The following is a 23,541-nucleotide window of genomic DNA, read 5'->3' as shown; positions in this document are numbered from 1 at the left end:
ATTTAATTCATTATGTCTTGGCAGATTTTTTTATCATCAACGCCATGCCACTAGCTGCGAGATTTTCTTGGGCAGTGGCGTACGCTCAGGTCAAGAGGTGCTCAAAGCCATTGCCCTTGGTGCAAAAGCCGCCATGATTGGTCGGTCGTTTTTGTATGGCTTGGGGGCATATGGCGAGGACGGTGTGCGCCGCGCGCTTGAAATTATCTACAACGAGATGGACATCAGTATGGCATTTGGTGGCTATACCAATATCCAACAGGTGAGCAAAGATATCCTCATCAAAGGCACGTATGAAGACTTGCTGACTCGTCCCTTCATTGTGCGAGAGCGTACTTAGTTGACCGTAGCAAACGAAAGGACGGATGTGAAGTGTTTTGGCACTTTGCCCGTCCTTTTGCTAATCTCTTGTTAACAGCTTTTTTTAAAGCTGATTTTAAAGCTTAGGTAATTGTTTTTTCAGTAAGCTTGCATCCATTTCCCGCGCTTCAAAACCCTGCGCTTCTTTCCAGCCTGCTTCATCAGCAAAGTACAAGCGATTAAATTGTTCATCACGATAAAACCGCATGGGCTGACCACTGTCGCCTTGAATCACAAAATTTTGCACAACTTCGTGAAATTTGGCACGGATATTGGCTTCATTGTGGTCGCTTGCGAGCGTCGGGGTGATGATATAAGCCAAATCATTGTAAAGTTGTGGACTTAACTGTCTAAACACCGCCTTGTTCTCAAGTAACTTGTGGACGATACGCTTTATATCGTCCAAACCAATCGTGCCTTCATGAAGTTCAAGAAACATCATTTTGATTGCCTCAATGTGTACCAGTGTGTATCGCCAAAAAAATGCTAGTATAACGATTAGCAGTTGAAAAATTAGTGGTTTAACGATTAGTAGTATAAACCCTTAGAAGCTGTATTCACAAGCACATATTTCTCAACAATTGAGTGATATGAGCAATTTTAATAAAAGATTCAGCAGATAAAACCGTAATTTCAAAATCTTTAGCGAGACGACGAGCATTATTTAACCAAGCGAAATTACGCTCGACCACCCAACGTTTAGCAATGATTCTCCACTCACCATTGATTTTTGTAGAAATATCAACAGGGATATTATGATTGTTCATAACATCTTGCTCAAAGGTTTTGCGATAACCTGCATCTGCTGAAATAGCTTCAATGGTTGGATAGGTTTTTAATGCCTTATCAACAACCATAATACCCGCTCTAGTGTCATGAATGTTAGCCGCATGAACAACAACGCCTAGTAGATTACCGATAGTATCAACAAGGATATGTCGTTTTCGACCTTTAACCTTTTTACCACCGTCAAAGCCCTTTTGCTCTGATTTACTGGTGGTTTTAACACTTTGAGAGTCAATGATGGCATACGTGGGTGTTGCTTCTTTACCAACGCTCAATCGTTTTTTTTAACCAATGTTTGTAGTATTTCATCCCAAAGCCCTGCTTGATTGGCTCTGCGATAGAAACTCCAGACTGTCGCGTATGGTGGAAAATCATTGGGTAACATTCGCCATTGACAGCCTGTTTTGGTAATATAAAGCACGGCATTGATAAGCTCTCGTTTTTCCCATTTGTAGCGTCTTTGGTTGCTAAAATGTGGTGCGATGAGTTGCCATTGTTCGTCTGTTAGGTCGGTTGGATAGCTCTTATTTGTCATCCGTAGATTTTAACATAACAAGTTAATATATTTAATGAAATATATTATTTTTATTTATGAATACAGGTTCTTAGAGGACACCTGCGTTCTCTACCTTCTTTTGGCTTAGGATAAAAAATAATTCGCTACCCTGTCTAGGCTTAATTGAATTATAGCAAGGCGCCAGTTTATCAATGGTGAAAAACTGCTGAAATAATGTTTCATATTCTTGCTTGTCGCCACCAAACGGTGGACTGCTTTCAAAATGCTTATCTAGCAACAAGCCCACCAATTTACCCGTGGGTTTGAGGAGCTTTTGCATTTGCTTGGCATAATCGCTGCGTCTACTGGGGTCAATCGCGCAAAAAAACGTCTGCTCAATAATATAATCAAACTGATACTGCGCAGGGTCTAAGCCAAAAAAATCCGCTTGTAGCAGGTGCGCTTTGGGAAAACTGGGATAGCGCTTGGCAAAATTATCCAAAGGCAGCCTAGCAAAATCCACCACATAAACATGGCTAAAACCTTGTTCATGAAGATAGCCTGCTTCGTAGGCGTTGCCCGCCCCCGGGATTAAAATCTGTACCGATTTACTCACGCCGTTGTCGAGTAAATGCTCGATATAGGCTTGCAGGGGTGGCGAAATTTTACCGATGTCCCACCCAGTGTAGCCATCATCATAGCGTTTTTGCCAAAATTCGGCGTCGTTGACCGAGTGTTCAGTTAGCGTGTTGTTATCTTCCATGATTGCTGCTCCTGATAGTTTTTTAGGCTTTTCGAATGGTTAAAATTTGCTCGCTACGACCAAATGCGCCGTGTGCGTCATGCAGCACGCTACTGGTCAGACCCACGCCATCGCTCCCAAATTGTTGCACAGTCTCAAGTCCCAGCCAACGCCCAACAGGCATACGGTGCAGATGGATTTGCAAATCTAAATTGGGGAAAAACCATTCAATGGTATTGGGTTGATGAATGCGCGGTACCACGCCATTGGCGGTATCGACCATGCCCATCAAATGCACAAAGTCGGATGTGGGCTTTGCTTGACCGTTTTCTTCGACCATGTCGATATCGGTATTGATCCACACGATACCATCACCTTGGCGGTTGTCGGGGTCGGCTTTGAGATAAATACTGTCAATATAGCCACCGCCCCAATGCTTCATGCCGTCCCAGTTCGGGTAGCTTTCTGGATGACCGATTCGCTCATCTTCAAGCCCAGCAATCTCTGAGGTATCGCTGGTTTGCATACGCCACGCGCGGGCAACGATACAGGTTTTGCCATTGGCTGCCATGGTGGTTTCGACCAGTTCGATAGTGCGACCCGGACGGATAATGTGGGTGGTCACGCTAACATCACCAAAATGAATCAGCCCAAAAATATCCAGACTGATGCGCCCGATACGCATGTCACTGCGCGGTTTGAATTGTTCAAGCTCGTAAGCCAACAGTCCTGTTGCTGCCGCCATGTGCTGTTCGTTATCATTCCATGCGCCTTGGCAGTGGATATTGCAGCGGTAGTTTGATGTGGTGATATCATCGGTCGTGGTGCAGTCAAGCAGTGTGTAATAGCTATTGCCCATAAAGTTCCCTTTTATGCCTAAAAATTGGTTGTGTCTAAAATTGGTAAAACGCCTAAAATTGCTAAAAAATTGTAGCACATTGGCTATCGGCTATTGGTGGAATTTTTGCAAAGCTGCCGCTATCACGACCCGCCAAACTTCGCACTTACTTAGCATACACCCGATTTGCATCCGCCAAAATCTATCCAGCTTCTGCCAATAAATGAGTTTGAAATGCTTAACGATTAGCCGCAAAAAGCCAGTATAATACGCGGATAATATAAAATTTTTCTGTATTTTGACACTGTCTTATATTTTGATATTAGCCTATATTTTGATACTGTCCTGTATTTTGACACCATATTTTAACAACATAAAGATAAGTAATCCTATGACTGCAACTGCCCTACTTGATACCGATCACATCAACACCGAAAAGCCGCCGTTTATCTTGGTGGACGGCTCATATTATATGTTCCGCAATTTTCACGCATTGCCTGTCACCATGCAAACCACCCAAGGCTTGCACACCAACTCCATCCGCGGCACGCTCAACGCCCTCAAAAAACTGATGGAAAAATACCGCCCGACGCACATGGCGGTGGCGTTTGATACCAAAGCGCCCACCTTTCGCCACAAGCTTTCCCCCATTTATAAAGGCGACCGCCCAGAAATGCCCGCCGAACTTGCCGAGCAAATCCCTTACATTCACAAGATGATACAAGCGATGGGCATACCGCTACTCGCCATTGAAGGCGTAGAAGCTGACGACATCATCGGCACACTCGCCCACCGTGCTTGCCTAGAAGGTCATCATGTCATCATCTCCACAGGCGACAAAGATATGTGCCAATTGGTCAATCCCTGCGTCATCGTGGAAAACAGCTTTGATGACAAGCGTTACGACATCGCAGGGGTCAAAGAAAAATTTGGCGTTGAGCCCCGTCAAATCATCGACTATCTCACCCTCATGGGCGACGCGTCGGATGGTATCAAAGGTGTCGCAGGCATCGGCGCAAAAACCGCGCAAAAACTGCTTGAGCAATACGACAGCATTGACAATATCCTTGCCAATGTCGACCAGTTAAAAGGCAAGCAACAACAAACTTTTTTGCAAAGCACCGACAGCATTGCGCTGGATAAACGCTTGGCAACCATTATCACCGACCTTGATATCGTGCCTGACTGGGAGACTTTGCGACTACCGACTGACCCAAGTTTTAACATAGCAGAAAAACGCGCAATTTTTACCGAATTAGAATTTAAAAGCGAAATAGCGTCGCTCAATCATCCGTTTCACCCATCCAATAACGGCAATTTTAAAGCCGCTGAGCCTGCTCAAAATGCCGTGGTGGAAGCGATTAAAGCGAGCCAAGATAGCAAAAACCCTGCCAACAAGCAGTGGCACACTGTCACCAGCCAAGCCGATTTTGATACGTTAATCCAACGCCTTGGCGCATCAAAGCATTTTGTCATTGATACCGAAACCACCGATGTGAATTGGCAACATGCCGAGCTTGTCGGCTTGTCGTTTGCGCTGCAATCGCATGAAGCCTATTATGTGCCTGTTGCCCACGTTGATGAGATGGGCAATCGGATTGAACAACTTGCCCGCGACGATGTTTTAGCCCAGTTAAAACCGATTTTGCAAAATCCACAAATCGGCAAAATCGGTCAGCACTTAAAATACGACGCGCATATTTTGGCAAATTATGATATCGACTTAATCAACGAGCCGAGCAACTGGGCAATGGACACCATGCTTGCCAGTTATGTGATTAACGCCGTTGCTACCCGTCACGGTATGGACGACTTGGCACGTCACTATCTACATACCCAAACCATCACCTTTGAAGATGTGGCAGGCAAAGGCGCCAAGCAAATCACCTTTGACAAAGTCCCTTTAAATGTGGCAAGTGACTACGCCTGTGAAGACGCCGATATCACCTATCAGCTATTTGAACTGTTTAGCGACAAACTCAAAGCAGAACCGAACAACGCCAAGCTACTGCATGAACTAGAAATCCCTGTTGCCCAAATCCTGTGCCAAATGGAGCATGATGGGATTTTGCTCAATAAAGGGTTTTTGGGGGAACTATCCGCGCGCTTTGATGAAAAAATCCAAGCACTTGAAACAGTCGCCTTTGCGCAAGCCGGCGAAACCTTTAACCTTGCCAGTCCAAAGCAGTTGGGTGAAGTGCTGTTTGACCGCTTAGGCATTACAGGTGGTAAAAAAACCAAAACAGGGCAATACTCCACCAGTGAAGCGGTGCTTGCCACCATCGACCATCCGCTGATTGAAACCGTGCTTGAGCATCGCAGTCTGTCCAAGCTTAAAAGCACCTACACAGACGCGTTGGCAAACGTGGCGGACAGCAACGACCGTGTACATACCAGTTATCATCAAGCGTTGACGACCACAGGACGGTTGTCATCGACTGAGCCGAATTTGCAAAATATCCCGATTCGCACCGATACTGGGCGGCTCATTCGTGGCGCGTTTATTGCCCCCAAAGGTCGCAAAGTGCTATCGGCAGACTATTCGCAAATTGAGCTTCGGCTGATGGCACACTTTGCCAATGACCCTGTGCTTATCAAAGCGTTTCAAGAAGGGCATGACATTCACCGCGCCACCGCCGCTGAGATTTTGGGCAAGGCGTTTGATGATGTGACGAGCGAAGAACGCCGCCAAGCCAAAGCGGTCAACTTTGGGCTACTCTATGGCATGAGTGAATTTGGGCTTGCCAAGCAGTTGGGCTTTACTCGCCAGCAAGCGCAAGACTATATCAAGCTGTACTTCGCCCGCTACCCGACAGTCCGTGCCTATATGCAAGCCACCCGCACGGCTGCGCAAAACCAAGGTTATATCACCACGATTTTGGGGCGTAAGCTATTCACCCCCGATATGCAGCACCCCAACCGCGGCGTGCGCCAAGCGGCAGAACGCGCGGCGATTAATGCGCCACTACAAGGCTCGGCTGCCGATATCATCAAACTTGCTATGATTGCGGTGAATGAGGTCTTGCCCCACGACCATGCCAAAATGCTATTACAGGTGCATGATGAGCTGGTGTTTGAAGCGGATGAAGACAAAGTCGATGAAATCGCTAAACTTATAAAGAACGCCATGCAAGATGTGCTATCTAAGACAGCCAAAGATAAAGGCTGGGATGTGGATTTTGCGGTGCCGCTTGTCGTTGAAGTGGGCATTGGTGATAATTGGGATGAGGCGCATTGATTTTTTAAGCTTAAAAGAAAACCCACAGATTTTGTGGGTTTTCTTTTAACCTAGTATATAAAATTCTAAAGCTTGCCAGCCCATTTGTTCTTTTTTTCTGTCGTAAGATTCAATTGCAACGCACTCAACATCGTAAATTTTATCTTCATCTAAATTTTGTATTAGGTAGTAAGGAACAATAATACTTACAGATTCGCTTTTGATAATAGCATAGCTAATTGATATTTTTTTTAAGGTTCCTTTAAATCTCTTTACAAAGTTCAAATCTTCATAGCAACAAGGCTTAAAGTCCACGACAGTGAGTTCATTATTAAAAGAACTTTTTTCCAAAATTAATGCAACTGGTGTGCCTTCTCTAAGCTCCTTAATATCTGGAAAATCTATATGCCATACTCGATAACCTTCTTCATCATCTGACGAAACTCTAATAAAACTAAATTCTCTACCATAATTATGATTATGAATATATCCCGTAATTTCTTTAAATTCATTGTCATTTTGATTATTTAAACCTTCAATCTGATTATCATCTAGCTTATCTTTTCTCAAAAAAGCCAATTCAGAAAAGGATTTGTAAATAGATTTATCATTTTTATCGCTGTCAGAAATTATATTCTTTTCAGTTTTTGAGATGCTGAGTACATCATTAAAATCTACATTATCTTTATCTATCTTTGGTATGTTTGTTCTTGAAATTATAGGAGTTATTTCATGTTGAAATGGGTTAGAATAACTATCATAAACAAAATCAAAAAATTCTTTTACGTTAAAATAAATGAAGTAAGCTAAATCAACATTAGCTAATTTGATTTTCGCAATTCTCCGCCCTGTATTTGGGCAATTGTCATTACATAATCTTTCATCAAGTGTAACACATACTTTTTTGGTGAAAGATACTTTACCCGTCTCTTCATTCTTAATAATATCTTTTAAAAAAATCATATAAATATGACTAGCAATAGAATTTTTTTTATTTTCAAAATCTTTGAAGGATAAGTGACCATCAAAACCAACGACTTCATAATCATTAGTGCCTAATACTTTTGAAATTTCGGGCATTGCTATATCGGTAATAAAATCTTGATAACGTTTGCCTTGTAAACCAAATACAAACTCACTTTGAAAATCAGTCATTTAAATATATCTCCTGAATTTTCAAAAAATTCATTTTTACTAATTCAATAGTACAATCTAACATTTTCAAATCTATTACTATATCATTACAGTTAAAATCATAAAATGGAATAGCGAATTGACTGTTAATTGGTATATCTAAAGCCTGTTGCAAACAAAACTCATATGCTAGTGATTTGATAATACTTATATTAATCCTATCGTTATTTCTATAATCTATTTTTTCAAAATCACTGTCAGAATAATACTTCCAGTCAGTAATATATGTCCTATTCTCATTTTCTATATTATTATTTTCATAACTATTAAATATTTTTTGATAAATTTCATCATATTTATCTTTTGAGATATTTTTTACACTAAATGAATACTTACCTTTTGGGATATATTGGTATCCCTTTAGCGAGCCATGAGCCACTCCTTTTATCCTGTAAAGATTAGAAAAATAATTAGAGAATCTATTAAAAATTTCTTCCCCTTTTTTGATAATATCGGAATTTTGGTTTGCATTAATTTCTCTATTTACATTAAGAGAGAAATCTATATTGATATTATTTGTGCCAAAGGATAAACGAGATTTTACTTCGTGTGATTTAATAGATAAAATATTCTTTTCACCTTTAATTACACTGTCTAAAGGATTTTCATTGTAATCGTTTGCTATTACTGGTCTAGTGATAATATCTGGTCTAAGCCAACGTTTATACCCATGTAAATCAATATGAAATACATTTTCAATTTCACTTTTATCTATCCAAATTCTATTTTGCTTTAATAGATGATCCTTATATTGATTTAAAGGTAGTTTTGTATCACAGTATAAGATTTTATACTCATTACTTACTGCTACCATATAATTACACATTTCTTCCCATATGTAGCTAAAATTATTTATACCCCAAAATCCCTGACTACTATCTTTATCAAATTCTAAGCTGCCATATAAAAAGTGCTCAACTGCCTCATAAATATCCCAATATTGACCATTTTTATAAGCCGTCATTTTATGAATATTATCCAAACAATCTTTTAACGTATTCATTGTAGATTCAAACGAATATTCAGAAAATAGGCTTTGTTCTGGACTAAGAAATTTATAAGAAAAGTTAAATGAAATTTCTTTAATACTCTCAAATACTTCTTGTTTTAATTCATCTGCTAATTCAGTATAAATATAACAGAAAAGCTCTATTAATTCGGATGGTACACCTCGCACAATATTGCGATATCCAACCATATTTTCGATAAAAATTGCGTGATTATCTAAATAAACGCCTTTATCTAAATATCTATCTATTTTTGAGTAGTCAATATCTTCAACTAAGCCAAGTTCTTGAATTAGAGATTCGATTTCCATTTCTTTATAAAGTTGAAAAATACTATCAATTAAATCTATTTTGCTATATAAGATGGTCTCATTGTTATCTTCATCAGTAAATATATAAGCCCCGCTATGATTATCAATTTGAGCATTATCTTTTCCTGTTGGCTTATCATCTAGATTTTCATTTTTTTTGGCAGTCTCTAAGAACTTGTCAAATGTTCGATACATAGAGAAAAATAAATTCTTGACATTCTCATAATTGACTTCAAAATCTTCAAACCCTTTCGGCACAGTAAAAGCCATTTTTCCCAAATATTTATCTTGGCGAATACCCACAAATGATCCACGATAACAATTTGGCTCATTTGGCTGAACAATGGCTAGTTCATTAAAATTAAACATTACCTTTCCTGTATTGCTTTTATAAATGCCTTTACTTTTAGAGCAAAATCGCCAAAAGTCACTAATTCATCTTTTGATACACCTAGTAAGTCAGCCAAGGGTTTTTTATCTCGATTAAACACGCTATCCCAAATGAAAAACATCAACTTACTTTGAACTACTGCATAACTAATTTGATTGTCGAAACCTTTAATAAAATATTTACCAATCTGTTTGTCCTCAATACCTCTAATATAGTTATGGTTAGCTTTAATAAAGTTATTCAAATTTTGAATGAAATTAAAGTATTCTTTATTTTTAGGGTCTTTTTCATTATCAGAGTCGTAATAGAAAGCCACACCATGCTCTGCGATTGACTTGGAATCTATATCTATAAACTCCCAATCCCAACGTCTCTTAAATGCAGTATCCATATGATAAATAGAATTATCAGACGTATTCATAGTAGCAATGATATGTAAATTAGGCGGTATTTTGATGGTTTTATTGACTAAATCAAAATTTAAGTACGCAAATTTCGGTTGAAAAGTTTCTAGTTTTTTAGCGTTGTCAAATCCTTTAAACTTATATTCATCTATATTTCCGTTAATATCATAAGTAAAACCAAACCCAATCAACTCTAACAACCTAACAAATGTTACACCATTAATGGTTGTATCATAGCTAGACCAACCATCATCATCCCTATCCAATAATTGAAAAACTGTACCAAAAATGGCAGATGAGTTACCACGATTAACTTCATCAATCACTAAAACAACATTCTCTGGCTCAGAGATTTTAGTGCCACTTTTATCATGTGCAGAAATAAGATTTTTATAGGCTTGAGCAAGGGCTTTTAAAAAATGCCCTTCATAAAAATTATACTCTACTTTTCCCGCTCTTGTTATTGGTAACAGCTTTCCAATAAAATCACCATAAGTATATTCGGGGTGAAATACTGCCTTTATAACATTTTCTTTATTTTCACTCCCAATTCCTAAAGTAGGTAAAATTTCAGCTTTAATCATATGGCTTTTACCAGTACCAGGACTACCAAATATAATTTTTTGAACGGGTTGATTTGTCATTACTCTTACCTTTTAAAATATTCAAATATTGTTCAATTATATATCAATTCAAATCGCCTTTAACTGCTCAATTTGCTTATTCATTTCGGCAAGTTGGCTATCCATCTCAGCAAGTTTCGCTTTCTCGCTTTCCACCACATTGGCAGGGGCTTTACTCACAAATGCTTCATTCGACAACTTACTACGCAGACTTTCTGCTTGTTTAGTAAGTTTTTCTTGCGCTTTGGCAAGGCGATTCAGCTCCGCCGTTGGGTCAATCAAGCCTTTCATCGGCACTAGCACTTTTAACTGCCCGACCATACTTGATGACGACAACGGTAACTCTTTATCAGAACCGTCACCCGCATTCACAATAGTCAGCGTATCGACTTTGGCAAGCGATTTAAACTGATTTTCAATACGGCTTAGACGCGCGGTTTCCTCATCGCTGATGTTGTCAAGTAGCACAGGCAGACGCACCGCATTGCCAAGCTTCATCTCACCGCGGATGTTACGAATCGCCCCAATCATCGCTTGTAGCCACGTCATGTCATGCTCGGTCTGTAGGCTGATTAGGCTGTCATCCGCTGTTGGGAAGGCAGCAGTCATGATACTGTCAGTCGCTTTTTTATCGATGATAGGGGCAATGGTCTGCCAAATGCTCTCGGTGATATACGGCATAATCGGGTGGGTAAAGCGCATGGCGACTTCAAGGCAGTTGAGCAGCACATAGCGGATTTGGGCTTTACGCTCGGCACTCACCGACTCATCGTTTAAGCTCGATTTGGCAAGCTCGACATACCAGTCGCAGTATTCATTCCAGATAAACTCATAGATATCTTGGCTCACCAAGTCAAAACGGTACTGGCTCATGTGCTCATGGATGGCTTTCACCGTGGAGTTTAGACGGCTCATAATCCACTGCTCTGGCAATTCCCACAACTCAGTATTGGCGGTTTTGTCGATGTTTAGCGCATTGCCATCTTTATCGACACAGTTCATCAGCACAAAACGGGTGGCATTCCAAATCTTATTACAAAAATTGCGATTGCCTTCAATGCGCTTGAGGTCAAAATTGATATCACGTCCCGTACTGGCAAGCGACGTGAAAGTGAAGCGCAGTGCGTCCGTGCCAAACGCAGGGATACCGTCGGCAAATTCTTTGCGCGTGGCTTTTTCGATTTTTTGCGCGTCTTTGGGGTTCATAAGACCTGTGGTGCGTTTGGCGACTAGGGTTTCTAAATCAATGCCGTCAATCAGGTCAATCGGGTCAAGTACGTTGCCTTTGGATTTGGACATTTTTTGCCCTTGTCCATCACGCACCAAGCCATGCACATACACCGTCTTAAATGGCACTTGCGGGTTGCCGTCTTTGTCTTTGATAAAGTACATGGTCATCATCATCATACGGGCAACCCAGAAGAAAATGATGTCAAAACCAGTGACCAATACGCTGGTTGGGTGGAAGGTTTTGAGTGCTTGGCTATAGTCGTCAAAGTTTAGCTCGCCTGTCCAATCAAGGGTGCTAAACGTCCACAATGCCGAGCTAAACCAAGTGTCTAGTACGTCACTATCTTGGCGCAGCGCTAGGCTATCAGCAAGGTGGTATTTTTGGCGGACTTCCGCTTCATCACGCCCGACATAGATATTGCCCTCGTCATCGTACCACGCAGGGATACGGTGTCCCCACCAAAGCTGACGGCTGATACACCAGTCTTGGATATCGCGCATCCACGCCATATACATATTTTTGTACTGGGCAGGGACAAACTCGGTGCGCCCGTCTTCCACCGCCTCGATGGCAGGTTTTGCCAGTTTTTCGATGGATACATACCATTGGTCAGTGAGCCACGGCTCAACGATGGTGTTACTGCGGTCGCCTTTGGGCACTTTTAAATCATGCGGTTTGATTTCTTCAAGCCAGCCTTCAGCCTCGCTTTGCTCAACCATTTTCTTACGCGCGGCAAACCGCTCAAGTCCTGCATACTCGCTAGGCGTGGGCTCAAGCTGTGGCTCTTTGGTTTGCAAATCAGTAAAAATCTGCATTTCTGGCAAGATATGCGCTGAATTATCAAAGATATTAATCATCGGCAAATTGTGGCGTTTGCCTGTTTCGTAGTCATTAAAGTCATGGGCAGGCGTGATTTTGACACAGCCTGTGCCAAATTCCATGTCCACTGCTTTGTCATCGCCCACAATCGGCACAATGCGACCTGTAATCGGTAGCGTCACGGTTTGCCCGATAAGGTGCTGGTAGCGTGCGTCTTCTGGGTTCACGGCAACGGCGGTATCACCGAGCAAGGTCTCTGGGCGGGTGGTGGCAACGACAAGGTAATTTTTACCGTCTTGGGTTTTAGCATTTTTATCGGTCAAATAATAGCGAAAATGCCACAGTGAGCCTTTCTCGTCATGATTTTCTACTTCAAGGTCGGATAACGCAGTTTGTAGCTTGGTATCCCAGTTGACTAGACGTTTACCGCGATAAATCAGCCCATCTTCGTACAGACGCACGAACACTTCTTTGACGGCATTGGACAAGCCATCATCCATGGTAAAACGCTCACGGCTCCAGTCTACCGAGCTACCTAGACGGCGGATTTGGCGGGTGATGTTGCCACCACTCTCGGCTTTCCACTCCCAAATTTTTTCAAGGAACTTTTCACGACCTAAATCATGGCGTTTGATGCCTTGGGCGTTCAATTGACGCTCAACGACCATTTGCGTAGCAATCCCTGCGTGGTCGGTGCCTGGTTGCCAGAGGGTGTTTTCGCCCAGCATTCGGTGATAGCGCGTGAGCGTGTCCATGATGGCATTGTTAAAGCCGTGCCCCATGTGCAGTGAGCCTGTAACATTCGGCGGTGGCAGGGCAATAGAAAACGATTGTTGTTTATCATAGCTTGGCTGAAAGTAGCCTTTGTCTTCCCACACTTGGTACATGCCGTTTTCGACGTCGCTTGGGTTGTAAGCGTTTTCTAAAGACGTTAAGGCTTGGGCGATTTGATGTTGCGTGCTCATAGATGGTCAACTTTTGCAATAAAAAAGAAAGGAATGTCAAAAAGGTAATTAACGGATTTTACCGTAAATTGCCTAGATTGTAGAGTATTTTGTGGGTAAGATAGCGGTTGATAAAATAATAAATGGGTTAATAACTCGTAAGGTTTGCGTTATGCACTTAGACTCTCTAAAGATTAAGAACTTTCGGATTTTGGAAGATGTGACGATTGAGAAATTGGGTCATGTGAATTTGATTGTGGGAAAAAATAATTCGGGGAAAAGTACTGTTCTTGAAGCCTTAGCTTTATTAGCAAGTGGGTTTAATCCTGAAGTAATGCTATTTATTTCAAATAATAGAAATGTATATCGTCATCTAAATACAAAAGACATAGAATCTAAGGTATTTTCAATTGAAAATATTATAAGTAAATCTAATGAAGACCCCTTTTTGAATTGGACTTATATTGGAAATCAAAGCCATTATTTAACTTTTGGTTATGTTAAGAATGGTAAAAATAATAATTTGGACATAGATAGAGAAAAAGGATATTCATTTACCTATTTTATTGATGATAGAAATTTTATGAACTTTGAAGTCAAAGCTATAAGTAATAGAGCTTTATTTATGGATATGTCCGAAAATTCACATCATATGAAAAAGAAAGCTTTTAATTTTGGTTATATCACTACTAATAACATTGACTTAAATTTGTTTGCTTCTTCATGGGATAAAATTGCATTAACAGATGATGAAAATTTAGTTTTGGAAATGCTTAAGTTGATTGATAGCGATATAACTAACTTGGCTTTTCTAAGTTTGGTGGATTCTGAAACAAGAATACCATTTGTTAGACTTAAAAATATTGAAAGAAGAATACCATTACATCAAATGGGTGATGGAATTTTCAGACTATTACAGATTATTTTAGAAATTCCAAAGTCAAAAAATAGTATCCTTTTAATAGATGAATTTGAAAACGGACTACATTACAGCGTTCAGCCCAAAGTTTGGGAACTTATCTTTGAACTCGCCCACCGCTTTAACATCCAAGTATTTGCCACTACCCACAGTTGGGACTGTATCGAAAGTTTTTCCCAAGTCGCCAAAGACCGCACCGACATGGAAGGCGTACTATTTCGCATGGGTCACAGCGTCCGCAAATCTGATAAAGGCAAACTTATCGCCACCGTATTTGATGAAGATGACTTATACAATCTAACCAAAATGAATATTGAGGTTAGATAATGATAAAGCACCTTATTGTTGAAGCAGAATCAGATAAATTATTTATCCAAACTTTTTTGCGTCATGAAAATCTAAACCTTCAATTAAACATTGACGTAGCAACACCCCAAGACCTTGAGCCAACCGCCTACACGACAAAACAAGCAGTATTGCAACAGCTGCCAAGGTTAGTAAAACTTTTAGAAACAGGACAAGTAAGCCATATTGGTATTTTGGTTGACATGGATTTTACTGATAAAACCGATATTAAAACCCAAAATCTACGGCAAATTAGCGAGCGATTAAACCCATTAGGATTTTATCAATTCCCACAACAAAATGATGAATTAGGTATTTATTTTGAAAATTTAGATTACGATAACCCAATTGGCGTTTGGCTAATGCCAAATAATCAAGATGAAGGCTATCTCGAAACTTGGATAAAAATGACGATGCCAACGAATGAACAAAATCATTTTGGACAAATCGAAAACTTTATCCATAGCCTTGGAACAAGCCATTTTAAAAATCCTACCACATCACTGGATAAAGCACGGATTTATACATGGCTTGCCACCCAATCAAAACCCACCCAAGATTTATCAAAAGCCTTGGCACTAGCTGACCCAAACACCGCTACCTACCAAAATTTTAAAAACTGGCTTATTACCACATTTGGATAAAGCAAAAAACCGCCATTTTAAAGGGCGGTTTTTATTAAAATCAATCCATTTTACCAGGCACAGGATTATCCAAAATTGTTTGGGTTTGTTTGGCGCGAAAATCACTGATTTTTTGCGCAAGCGTGCTATCACCAATCGCCAAAATTTGCGCTGCCAGTAGCCCTGCATTTGCCGCACCCGCTGCCCCGATGGCAAGCGTACCCACCGCCACCCCTTTGGGCATTTGCACGATGGATAGCAAACTGTCCCAACCGCTTAGGATGGAGGACTTGACAGGCACACCAAGTACAGGCAAATCCGTCTGAGACGCACACATCCCGGGCAGATGCGCCGCGCCGCCTGCCCCGGCGATAATCACAGACAGGCCGCGAGCTTTGGCAGTTTTGGCATAGTCAAACAATCTATCAGGGGTGCGATGTGCCGATACCACTTCACACTCAAAGGGCACCCCAAAATCCGCTAACATTTGCGCGGCGTTTTGCATGGTTTCCCAGTCAGATTGACTACCCATGATGATACCGACTTTGACTTGACCTTGTGGCGATGGGATGGGAGGTGGTAGCTGGTGTGTTTGGGCGTTTGGCTGACTTGCTGACATGGAAAATTCCTTTTGCCAAAAAATTGACGGACTTAAAATAAAAAAACGTGCATGAAATGCACGGTTAAAACTTAATATAGCATGATTTTTTACCCTTGAAAATCAAAATCTATGCGGCAACTATATCACCACATTGGCGGGTACTCGCGGCTTTTGCTCAGGGGCAAATTGTTGATGACTAAGCATGGCCAGCTGCGTCTCAATCGTATCGCACATCATCCCTAGGGGCAATTCGTTTTCCCCCGTACCAAACGGCTCGCTGATTTCATCGACGATTTCATTGAGCGCCATAAAGGTGTAGCCGACAAAACTGACTACAAATGGCGTTACCCAGCCAATCGCATTGCCCAGTCCAAATGGCAGCATAAAGCAATACAGATACACAGTGCGATGCAGCAGCACAAAATAGGCATACGGAATCGGTGTGTTATTAATGCGTTCACAGCCCGCTTGGATATGGGCAATTTCACCCAAGGTGTTATCCAAGCTTTGCCATTGCCAAACATCGATTTTTTGCTCGGCTTGCCAGTTGGCGAGCATCTGCCCCATGATTTGGGTCAAGCGTAACGCAATAAAGTTTTGCCCAACCACGGCTTGCTGTTCTTCAACCGTTAATAGCCGCTGCAGGTTTGCTGTATTATCCTCACTCCGCAGCTGTTGGCGTAGACTGTGGACAAAAGCGATTTGATGGCGGATAAAGGCTTGTTTTTCCGCCATACTGACATTCGGCAGTGTCATCACTTGACGGGCGATGTTGCGACTTAGCCAAACCAGCGTGCCCCACAGTTTACGCCCTTCCCAAAACCTGTCATACGCTGCGTTATTACAAAACCCGTGGAAAATCGCAAGAGAGATACCGAGTATCGCAAACACCGAAGGATTGAGCGGTACAGGCTCGGTGGCGATATGGGTTTGATAAAAATAGATGAAAAAGGAGAAAATAAACAACAAAACTTGTGGCACAATCAGCCGTTTAAAATACGAGCCTTGCAGCACAAATAGCATCTTTAGCGGCTCAATCGGACGTCGAATCATACCTAACCCATCTTAATCGTTTGCTCACTGGCTATCATTATTAGCCGTAAGCTTTAAACAAATATTTTAATTTATGTTACACCCAGTTTACCGTTTAGCTTTGGGTCAATGCTGATATTGAATAAAATTCGCTGAGCTCAAAGCCGGATGATCGGTATCAAATTGATAAGCCGTCAAAAACCCATCTTTGGCAGCAGAATAATCCACACAGACCACTTGATGACTAAGTAGCTCAGGCGTGCCATTGAGCCAATAATGCCCGACAAAAATAGGTTTGTCGTGGTCAAGACCAAACAAAATCTCAGCGCTCAGCGTGTCTTTAGGGATATGAATCAAATCCTCTTGACTGGCGCGCGCAATCTGGTGAATCGGCTGAAACGACAAACTAGGCTGCCACCACTGCACGCGTACATTTTTACGTTGATGACCTTCTTTATCGACCAAATGAATGCCTTCAGGTAGCGGTGCTTCCACACCTTTAAGCACTCTTTCCAGTGCCTCAAAAGGTGGCGTGCCTTCCTCACTGGTTTTTTGCAGAGCAAGCGGCGTCAAGCGATTGTCTATCGTTAACAGCGGCTTTAACATCGCCATCGCATCACTGTCCCAACAAGCATGCACAAAACACGCATCATCCAATGCTAGCCACAGCGGTAATTCATAAAACCGCTTGAGCCAAAACTGGTGCAACTCACTACCAAACCCTACTTCATCAAGGAACGCTTGATGCTGCGAGGTATTTTTATCATTATGTTGTCGTAAATATTGGCTTGCATCGCGGGCATCGGGTGTTGCGTAAGCTAACGCATTATACTCGTGATTACCCATGACCGCGAGCGCTTGCCCGTGGTCAATCATCGCAAATACGATAGATAAGGTTTGCAGCTGTTGACTGCCCCTATCAATCAAGTCGCCTATAAAAATCGCTTGGTGATTAGGAGGCGCTTGAAAACACTGACCATCATGTTGATAGCCCAACTGCGTCAGTAACCCAATGAGTTTATCTGCCTGACCATGCACATCACCAATCACATCATAAATCATATTTTTTACCTTTTACTGCTTTTTACGACTTTACCGTTAACCAGCCAAGCGACTGTTAACTAGGCAACCTGTGGCTGTACAACCTATGAATGGGCAAGCTGTAATCAGGCAAGCGGCGCCACGCAATTTTTTGCCCCCAAATGTTAGCCACCAAAGCCTAAAAATCTTGGGTGCATTAATTGGTTAAAAAAATGCGCCACAATACCGGGCTCAATGGCAATCGTGGCTAACATACCAAAAATACCACCCACCAAATGTGCCGAATGATTGATACTACCGCGACCTTGCCCATCCGCCCACACACTATACGCCACATACGCCACCGCGAACACAATCGCAGGTACAGGAATCACAAACAGCAACAATGTCGACCACGGATTCATCAAGATATAGCTAAAAATTACTGCTGAAACAGCGCCCGATGCGCCTAGACTGCTATAGCGAGGATTGTTCTTTTGTTTTAGATAGGTTGGCACAATCGCCACCACCAAAGCGGCAAGATAAAACAGCACAAATCCTAGACTGCCGAGTTTGGACATGAAAAAACCCTGTACCGCTTGTCCAAACGAATACAAAGTAAACATATTAAAAAATAAGTGCATCCCATCGGCATGGATAAAACCATGGGTGACAAAGCGATCGACTTGCCCTCGCTTCACCGCAGGCGGATAAAAAATTAACCTTTGCATCAGTTGGGGTGATTGCCAAGCTAATAAACTGACAACCACCGTAATGATAATGATAAATAAAGTATGGTTAGAAAAAAGTGACATAGCACCTCAAAATAGCAATAAATAATGATAAGTAGGATTATGATAAAGATAGCGTATTATCTCAATAAGCCAAATGTGAATTTATTGATGATAGGTAATACATAAATCTGCCTTGCAGTATAACGTTCAATTTGCCGTATGAAACTAATGACAAACCCTTCAAATTTTAGCAACACACCTTTACCCAAGTTTACCCAAAATGGGGAAGATTTGAATTTTTAACACAATATTTACGCAATAGTTACCTTAACATAACTGAAGGCGTGCCGATTTTGCTTTAATTTATTAGCTATATTTGAGTAATACTGCAAAAGACTTAACAAAATCTGTTGAATTGCGGCAGTCTTTCTCAGTATTGTTAAGCGTAAACTAAATAGCAATGCAATAACAAACCCAACAACCATAAATAATAATTTTTGAAAACATATAATAGAATTATTGGCTAGTGTGCTGGATATAACAATAATACATTGGTTTTATGGTGGTTGATAACCCTTTATTTTTTTGAGGATTGAATTATGAATATCATTGAACATTTAACCCGTACAGTAACACCCGTTCTTTTAAATAATGCAACTGACGAAAACCGCTCATCTTTATTAGAAAAATTATACGCTATTATGGTTGCCCGTCTTGCTGACGGTACCATCTCCAACAGCTTTGCTAATGCAACCATCGCTGATGATGACCATGGCTTTTTTGACCGTGTACTACCAGATACTACCCACCGTACAGAGCTAGTCCAACAGCTCTCACGTCATTACAGTGTACCAGAGCAAGAAACTAGTTCGTTGGTAAGCCGTGCTGCGCCGCTGGTACTGCGTGAATTACGCTCACTTGCAGGTACGACACCGCTCAATACTTTCTTATCAAACAATATTGCGTCTGTGGCTTCTGTGATTCCTGCTTGGGCATATGCATTTATCCCAGCGGGCATTTTGACCATGTTGAATTTGTCGCCTGCGCATGCAGCCACCACGCCTACTGTCCAAACGACCACTCGTACAGAGGAGCATTTGGTTGCTACGCCTAAACGCGATGAAGGCGGCTTGATGAAAATGTTACTGCCAATCATTGGTTTATTAATTTTAGGCGCACTTGCTTGGGCATTGTTAAAATCATGTAATAAAACTGAGCCAGTCGCGACGCCAGTTGTGGCTTCTACCACTGCTTCAACAACGACAACCACTACCACAACTGAAGTCTCTGCGGCAAGTGCAACCAATAGCATGGCAATGCCTGTAGCATCAACCACTGACATGGCAGTAGCAAGCATGCCAATGGCATCTGGCACCACGATGACTACCACTGAAACCACGGCAACAACTATCTCTAGCACTGAGCCTTCAGTGGTATTTGAAAATGGTCGCTTAAGCTTCTACTTTGCTACGGGTAAAGCACAAGTTGCTGGTAATGCTAAAGAAAAAGCCAATGATATCCTTGAAGCCGCTAAACAAGGCAAAAAAATCGGTATCAGTGGTTATACTGACAGCACAGGTAATGCTGCTGCCAATGAGAAGTTAGCAAAAGAGCGTGCCCAAGCAGTTAGATCATTCTTGGTAGCCAATGGTGTGCCACAATCACAACTTGAATTGATCAAACCACAAGATACAACAGGTGCTGCGGGTAAAGACCAAGAAGGTCGCCGTGTCGATGCATACATTGTTGATGACAATGCTGTTCCTGCCACTGGCACCACAACTGTTACAACCGTTGCAAGCCCAGCGAAATAAATCACCTTTTACGGTTGATTCATCGTTAAAAATCCTTGATAAGTTATCGAGGATTTTTTTTGCTGTTAAAAATTTTTAAATGCCACTGGCTTTTTGGGTAAAAAATTTCATCAAGGGTGTGATTTTACTAACCATGCTCACGCCTTCACTGCGTAGCTGCTGAATCGGACGCAACTGTGTACCAAAAATCCAATTAATCCCTGAAAAACTGTGCATCATCATCGCGTTATTAGCGTAGCGTTGACGCTCATACCGCTGTAAGGTCGCAAAACTTGCCCATAGCTTGTTGCCTGAACGCTGGTAATCTTTTTGCAAAATATCGCTCAAGGCAATGATATCAAGCATACCCAAGTTTAAACCTTGTCCCGCCAAAGGATGCACCCCATGCGCAGCATCGCCAAGCAATGCCAAGTTGGCTTTGACATAATTTTTGGCATGTTGGGCACCCAGTGGGAAACTGGCGATTGACTCAATCTCAGTGATATCCCCTAATGCATAGCCACTGGCAAAGGCGAGTTCTTTGGCAAGCTCTTTTGGCGTGAGTGTGAGTAAATCAAGGGCAGCATTGGTGGGCAATGTCCATACCACCGATTGCCAATGTTGCGGGTTCGCCTGATCGTCAGCCGTCACATCTGCCAACGGTAAAAGTGCCAAAGGCCCTGTCGGCAAAAACACTTGTCTGGCTGTCGCCTTGTGTGGCTGCTCGGTTTTGATGGCGCAGCAGATTGCCGTTTGCTGGTACACCAAAGTATCTAACCCAATCCCTGCCGCTTGGCGTACCATAGAGCCGCGTCCATCAGCACCGATTAATAGCTTACCTTGATGCGTGGTGCCATTATCTAAGCTAACTTGATACCCCAAATCTTCACCTTGCCACGCAATATCAGTGACCTTATGCCCTGCAATATGGCGCAAATAAGATTGACCCTGATGGACAAGACGCTCATCGTCAAAACCGTCATACAGCGCTTTTTCGATGATAAAGGGCTCAACCATACTACCCAATAATTGCGGTGTTTGAGCATCACCAAAATTTAGCTCGCCCACGCCATTGGTCTGCCATACCTGCATTTGGGTATAGTCGGCTTTGCGTTTGCTTTGTTCAATACGCTGCCATGCACCGACCTCTTTGAGTAGGTTGATACTGGCGACGCTTAGCGCATAGACACGAGCATCACGCTGGTTGAGTTTTTGCTCCCAGTCGGCTTGAGTGAGGTGTGGGCGAGCATCGATTAAGGTGACAGGATGGCGCGATTGGGCAAGCTTTAACGCCAATGTCGCGCCAACAACACCACCGCCGATGATTAATGTAGTGTTTTTCATGATTTCAGCCCCATCGCAAAGGTAGCCACAGCTGGTTTCACAAATGGCACTTTATCAAAGGCAATAAGTCCGACGTTACGCGCGAATTTGAGCAAGGGATTTTGGTGCATAAAGCCATATACCACGGTATCGCAGAAAATTTCTACCCGTTTTTGGTCAGCTTTACGGCGTTTGGCATAAGTTTGTAGCATGCGACTATCGCCGATATCTTCGCCGCGCATCACTTGCTGTGCCAGCATTTTGGCGAGCGTATCAGCATCGCGCATACATAGGTTAAAGCCTTGTCCTGCCACAGGGTGCAAGGTGTGGGCGGCATTGCCCATGATGACGCAGCGATCTTTGACTTGACTATCTGCCAATATTTTCACCAGTGGATACGCGCCGCGTTTACCCGCTTTGACAAACCTGCCTGCTAGGCTGCCAAAGGCTTGTTGAATGGTGTCAAGAAAGTATTGGTCGTCGTCCAGATAGCGCTGTTCTTCGCCTTTTGGGCACACCCATACCACAGAGCGGCGGTAGCCTTGCTGGGCTTGTCGTCCATCCCCTTGACTGATATCAAACGCATCAACCAAAGGCAACACAGCAACTGCGCCCATTTTATTAAAGCGTTCAATCGCTTGATGCTGGTGCGGTTTGTCCGTCATGACCACGCCCACGACACCTACTTGGTGATAATCGTGTGCAGTTGCGCCAATGCCCAGTAGTTGCCGGCTTGGCGAGTGCTGACCATCACAAGCCACCAATAAATCAGCTGTTAAGGTTTGGCAAGCTTGGTGGTCTTGGTCAAAGCGAATGGTGACATCAGTTGCCGTCTGTTGTATATCGGTCAAGGTGGCACCGTCTAGCAGGGTTATCAGCGGATTGTTTTGCACGGCGAGCAGTAATTTTTTGCCAAGCCATGCGTTTTCCATCACTTGTCCAAAACTTTCCACCCCTTCAGCGTGTTTATTGAGGGTGGCTTTACCAAAACTACCTTCTTCACTGATACTAACTTCATCAATGCGGCAGGCATGGCTTTGTAAATCATCCCATAGCGCTTTGCCATTAAAGGTCATACCATTATAAATTTGTACCGTACGGCGTGACAGCGCGATGTTACGGCTGTCAAATTGCGCGCGGTCTAAGTCATCATCAGGGCTGATGGTCGGATAATTGGCTTTTTCTAGTAACGTACTTGAGATGCCTTTGTCAGCAAGCAGTAAAGCAAAGGATAAACCCACATTGCCGCCGCCGATAATCACCACAGTTTGGGGGGTAAGAATATTCATGCTTGTTCTCTTTTTTAAAGGGCGGTTAAAGCGCACCTTATCAGAATTTTTTACCAGTTTAGCACAAATCCTTACGCGCTTTGTGGCGGCATTTGGGTAAAATCCATAAAGCAAATGTTAAAGGAATAAGCAAAATGTCGGTACTACAGTGGTTGTTGCTGTTTTTGCTTAGCAGTATATTTTATGGTTGGGTGCTGCTGGGAAATGGCGCAAAATGGCTAGAAGGCTGGCAATCGTGGTGGCTAATTGGCTGGTTTTCGCTAGATTGGACCGCCGAGCAAATCCGCTTGTATGTACTGATCATTTGGATTGTTGAAACGATTTGGTTTGTGGTCGGTTTGGTTCAACCAAGTTTACGTACTTTTTAGACTGATTTCGACAAAAATTTTGGCTACCTTTTTTTGTGAGGTTCTGTTAAAATAGGCAAAATCAAACCTTAGCGAGTTGGCATGATAAAGTTAATGGCACAGACTGGTAACGCATTAAAACCAGTTAGCTA

20 protein-coding genes and 1 pseudogene are annotated in these 23,541 nt (G+C 42.3%); 6 read left to right on the top strand and 15 right to left on the bottom strand.

Annotated elements, in window-relative coordinates:
* Window positions 1-55: 55 nt before the first annotated feature.
* Window positions 56-340, top strand: a pseudogene (locus RTL34_RS04000) (alpha-hydroxy-acid oxidizing protein); the annotation flags it as partial.
* Window positions 341-436: 96 nt separating this feature from the next.
* On the opposite strand, the gene RTL34_RS03995 reads toward RTL34_RS04000, so the two are convergent.
* The 5 genes from RTL34_RS03995 to RTL34_RS03975 form a co-directional block, all read right to left on the bottom strand.
* Window positions 437-802, bottom strand: coding sequence for a hypothetical protein (locus tag RTL34_RS03995; RefSeq protein WP_050325813.1), 366 nt, complete (start codon window positions 800-802; stop codon window positions 437-439).
* A gap of 115 nt (window positions 803-917) precedes the next feature.
* Window positions 918-1,421, bottom strand: coding sequence for an IS5 family transposase (locus tag RTL34_RS03990; RefSeq protein WP_050325023.1), 504 nt, complete (start codon window positions 1,419-1,421; stop codon window positions 918-920).
* A complete protein-coding gene (locus RTL34_RS03985) occupies window positions 1,418-1,681 on the bottom strand; it encodes a transposase (RefSeq protein ID WP_050325022.1) in 264 nt (87 codons plus the stop codon). The genes RTL34_RS03990 and RTL34_RS03985 overlap by 4 nt, the downstream gene beginning before the upstream one ends.
* Window positions 1,682-1,751: 70 nt before the next feature.
* Entirely contained in the window at window positions 1,752-2,405 is a 654-nt protein-coding gene (locus RTL34_RS03980; protein ID WP_065253631.1) for a methyltransferase domain-containing protein, read from the bottom strand.
* Between the two features lie 22 nt (window positions 2,406-2,427).
* Complete coding sequence (locus RTL34_RS03975; protein ID WP_007116127.1) at window positions 2,428-3,243, bottom strand: thioesterase family protein; 816 nt, start codon at window positions 3,241-3,243, stop codon at window positions 2,428-2,430.
* A 370-nt stretch (window positions 3,244-3,613) separates the two neighbouring features.
* Between RTL34_RS03975 and polA the strand changes: the two genes are divergently transcribed.
* On the top strand, window positions 3,614-6,460 hold the full coding sequence (gene polA, locus RTL34_RS03970; protein ID WP_312114754.1) for a DNA polymerase I: 2,847 nt from the start codon (window positions 3,614-3,616) through the stop codon (window positions 6,458-6,460).
* 45 nt (window positions 6,461-6,505) lie between these two features.
* Here the strand turns inward: polA and RTL34_RS03965 are convergent, their stop codons facing one another.
* From RTL34_RS03965 to RTL34_RS03950, 4 genes are read right to left on the bottom strand one after another with little or no spacing between them, the layout of a single operon-like run.
* On the bottom strand, window positions 6,506-7,594 hold the full coding sequence (locus tag RTL34_RS03965) for a hypothetical protein (RefSeq protein WP_312114752.1): 1,089 nt from the start codon (window positions 7,592-7,594) through the stop codon (window positions 6,506-6,508).
* The gene (locus tag RTL34_RS03960) at window positions 7,587-9,320 is read right to left on the bottom strand and encodes a hypothetical protein (RefSeq protein WP_312114750.1); all 1,734 of its coding nucleotides are present in this window, start codon (window positions 9,318-9,320) and stop codon (window positions 7,587-7,589) included. The genes RTL34_RS03965 and RTL34_RS03960 overlap by 8 nt, the downstream gene beginning before the upstream one ends.
* A complete protein-coding gene (locus tag RTL34_RS03955; protein WP_312114748.1) occupies window positions 9,320-10,390 on the bottom strand; it encodes an AAA family ATPase in 1,071 nt (356 codons plus the stop codon). The genes RTL34_RS03960 and RTL34_RS03955 overlap by 1 nt, the downstream gene beginning before the upstream one ends.
* A 48-nt stretch (window positions 10,391-10,438) precedes the next feature.
* Complete coding sequence (locus tag RTL34_RS03950) at window positions 10,439-13,384, bottom strand: valine--tRNA ligase (RefSeq protein WP_312114746.1); 2,946 nt, start codon at window positions 13,382-13,384, stop codon at window positions 10,439-10,441.
* Window positions 13,385-13,535: 151 nt separating this feature from the next.
* On the opposite strand from RTL34_RS03950, the gene RTL34_RS03945 reads away from it, so the two are divergent.
* Both RTL34_RS03945 and RTL34_RS03940 read left to right on the top strand, forming a co-directional pair.
* Window positions 13,536-14,609, top strand: a complete 1,074-nt coding sequence (locus RTL34_RS03945; RefSeq protein ID WP_095356173.1) for an AAA family ATPase — start codon at window positions 13,536-13,538, stop codon at window positions 14,607-14,609.
* Window positions 14,609-15,271 (top strand): DUF3226 domain-containing protein, encoded by a 663-nt coding sequence (locus tag RTL34_RS03940; RefSeq protein ID WP_060995081.1) that lies wholly within the window; start codon window positions 14,609-14,611, stop codon window positions 15,269-15,271. Before RTL34_RS03945 ends, RTL34_RS03940 begins: the two co-directional genes overlap by 1 nt.
* Window positions 15,272-15,311: 40 nt before the next feature.
* Here RTL34_RS03940 and purE read toward each other — a convergent pair whose 3' ends face one another.
* The 4 genes from purE to RTL34_RS03920 form a co-directional block, all read right to left on the bottom strand.
* Entirely contained in the window at window positions 15,312-15,869 is a 558-nt protein-coding gene (gene purE / locus RTL34_RS03935; protein ID WP_203171455.1) for a 5-(carboxyamino)imidazole ribonucleotide mutase, read from the bottom strand.
* A gap of 120 nt (window positions 15,870-15,989) precedes the next feature.
* A complete protein-coding gene (locus tag RTL34_RS03930; protein ID WP_203171454.1) occupies window positions 15,990-16,904 on the bottom strand; it encodes a bestrophin family protein in 915 nt (304 codons plus the stop codon).
* 105 nt (window positions 16,905-17,009) lie between these two features.
* A complete protein-coding gene (locus tag RTL34_RS03925; protein WP_312114741.1) occupies window positions 17,010-17,945 on the bottom strand; it encodes a metallophosphoesterase in 936 nt (311 codons plus the stop codon).
* Between the two features lie 143 nt (window positions 17,946-18,088).
* Window positions 18,089-18,718 carry a rhomboid family intramembrane serine protease gene (locus RTL34_RS03920; RefSeq protein WP_312114738.1) on the bottom strand — a complete coding sequence of 210 codons (630 nt, stop codon included), beginning with the start codon at window positions 18,716-18,718 and terminating at the stop codon, window positions 18,089-18,091.
* 518 nt (window positions 18,719-19,236) lie between these two features.
* On the opposite strand from RTL34_RS03920, the gene RTL34_RS03915 reads away from it, so the two are divergent.
* Window positions 19,237-20,451, top strand: a complete 1,215-nt coding sequence (locus RTL34_RS03915; RefSeq protein ID WP_312114737.1) for an OmpA family protein — start codon at window positions 19,237-19,239, stop codon at window positions 20,449-20,451.
* A gap of 75 nt (window positions 20,452-20,526) precedes the next feature.
* Here RTL34_RS03915 and RTL34_RS03910 read toward each other — a convergent pair whose 3' ends face one another.
* Window positions 20,527-21,774, bottom strand: a complete 1,248-nt coding sequence (locus RTL34_RS03910; RefSeq protein ID WP_312114735.1) for an FAD-dependent monooxygenase — start codon at window positions 21,772-21,774, stop codon at window positions 20,527-20,529.
* Complete coding sequence (locus tag RTL34_RS03905) at window positions 21,771-23,042, bottom strand: FAD-dependent monooxygenase (RefSeq protein WP_312114733.1); 1,272 nt, start codon at window positions 23,040-23,042, stop codon at window positions 21,771-21,773. Before RTL34_RS03905 ends, RTL34_RS03910 begins: the two co-directional genes overlap by 4 nt.
* Before the next feature lie 134 nt (window positions 23,043-23,176).
* Between RTL34_RS03905 and RTL34_RS03900 the strand changes: the two genes are divergently transcribed.
* Window positions 23,177-23,410 (top strand): hypothetical protein, encoded by a 234-nt coding sequence (locus RTL34_RS03900; RefSeq protein WP_312114731.1) that lies wholly within the window; start codon window positions 23,177-23,179, stop codon window positions 23,408-23,410.
* The last annotated feature ends 131 nt before the right edge of the window (window positions 23,411-23,541 follow it).

Source organism: Moraxella sp. CTOTU47915 (assembly GCF_031986685.1).
In the GTDB taxonomy this organism is placed as follows: domain Bacteria; phylum Pseudomonadota; class Gammaproteobacteria; order Pseudomonadales; family Moraxellaceae; genus Faucicola; species Faucicola tetraodonis.
Note: the sequence above shows the minus strand (reverse complement) of the source record. Positions and strands in the feature narration are given on the sequence as shown.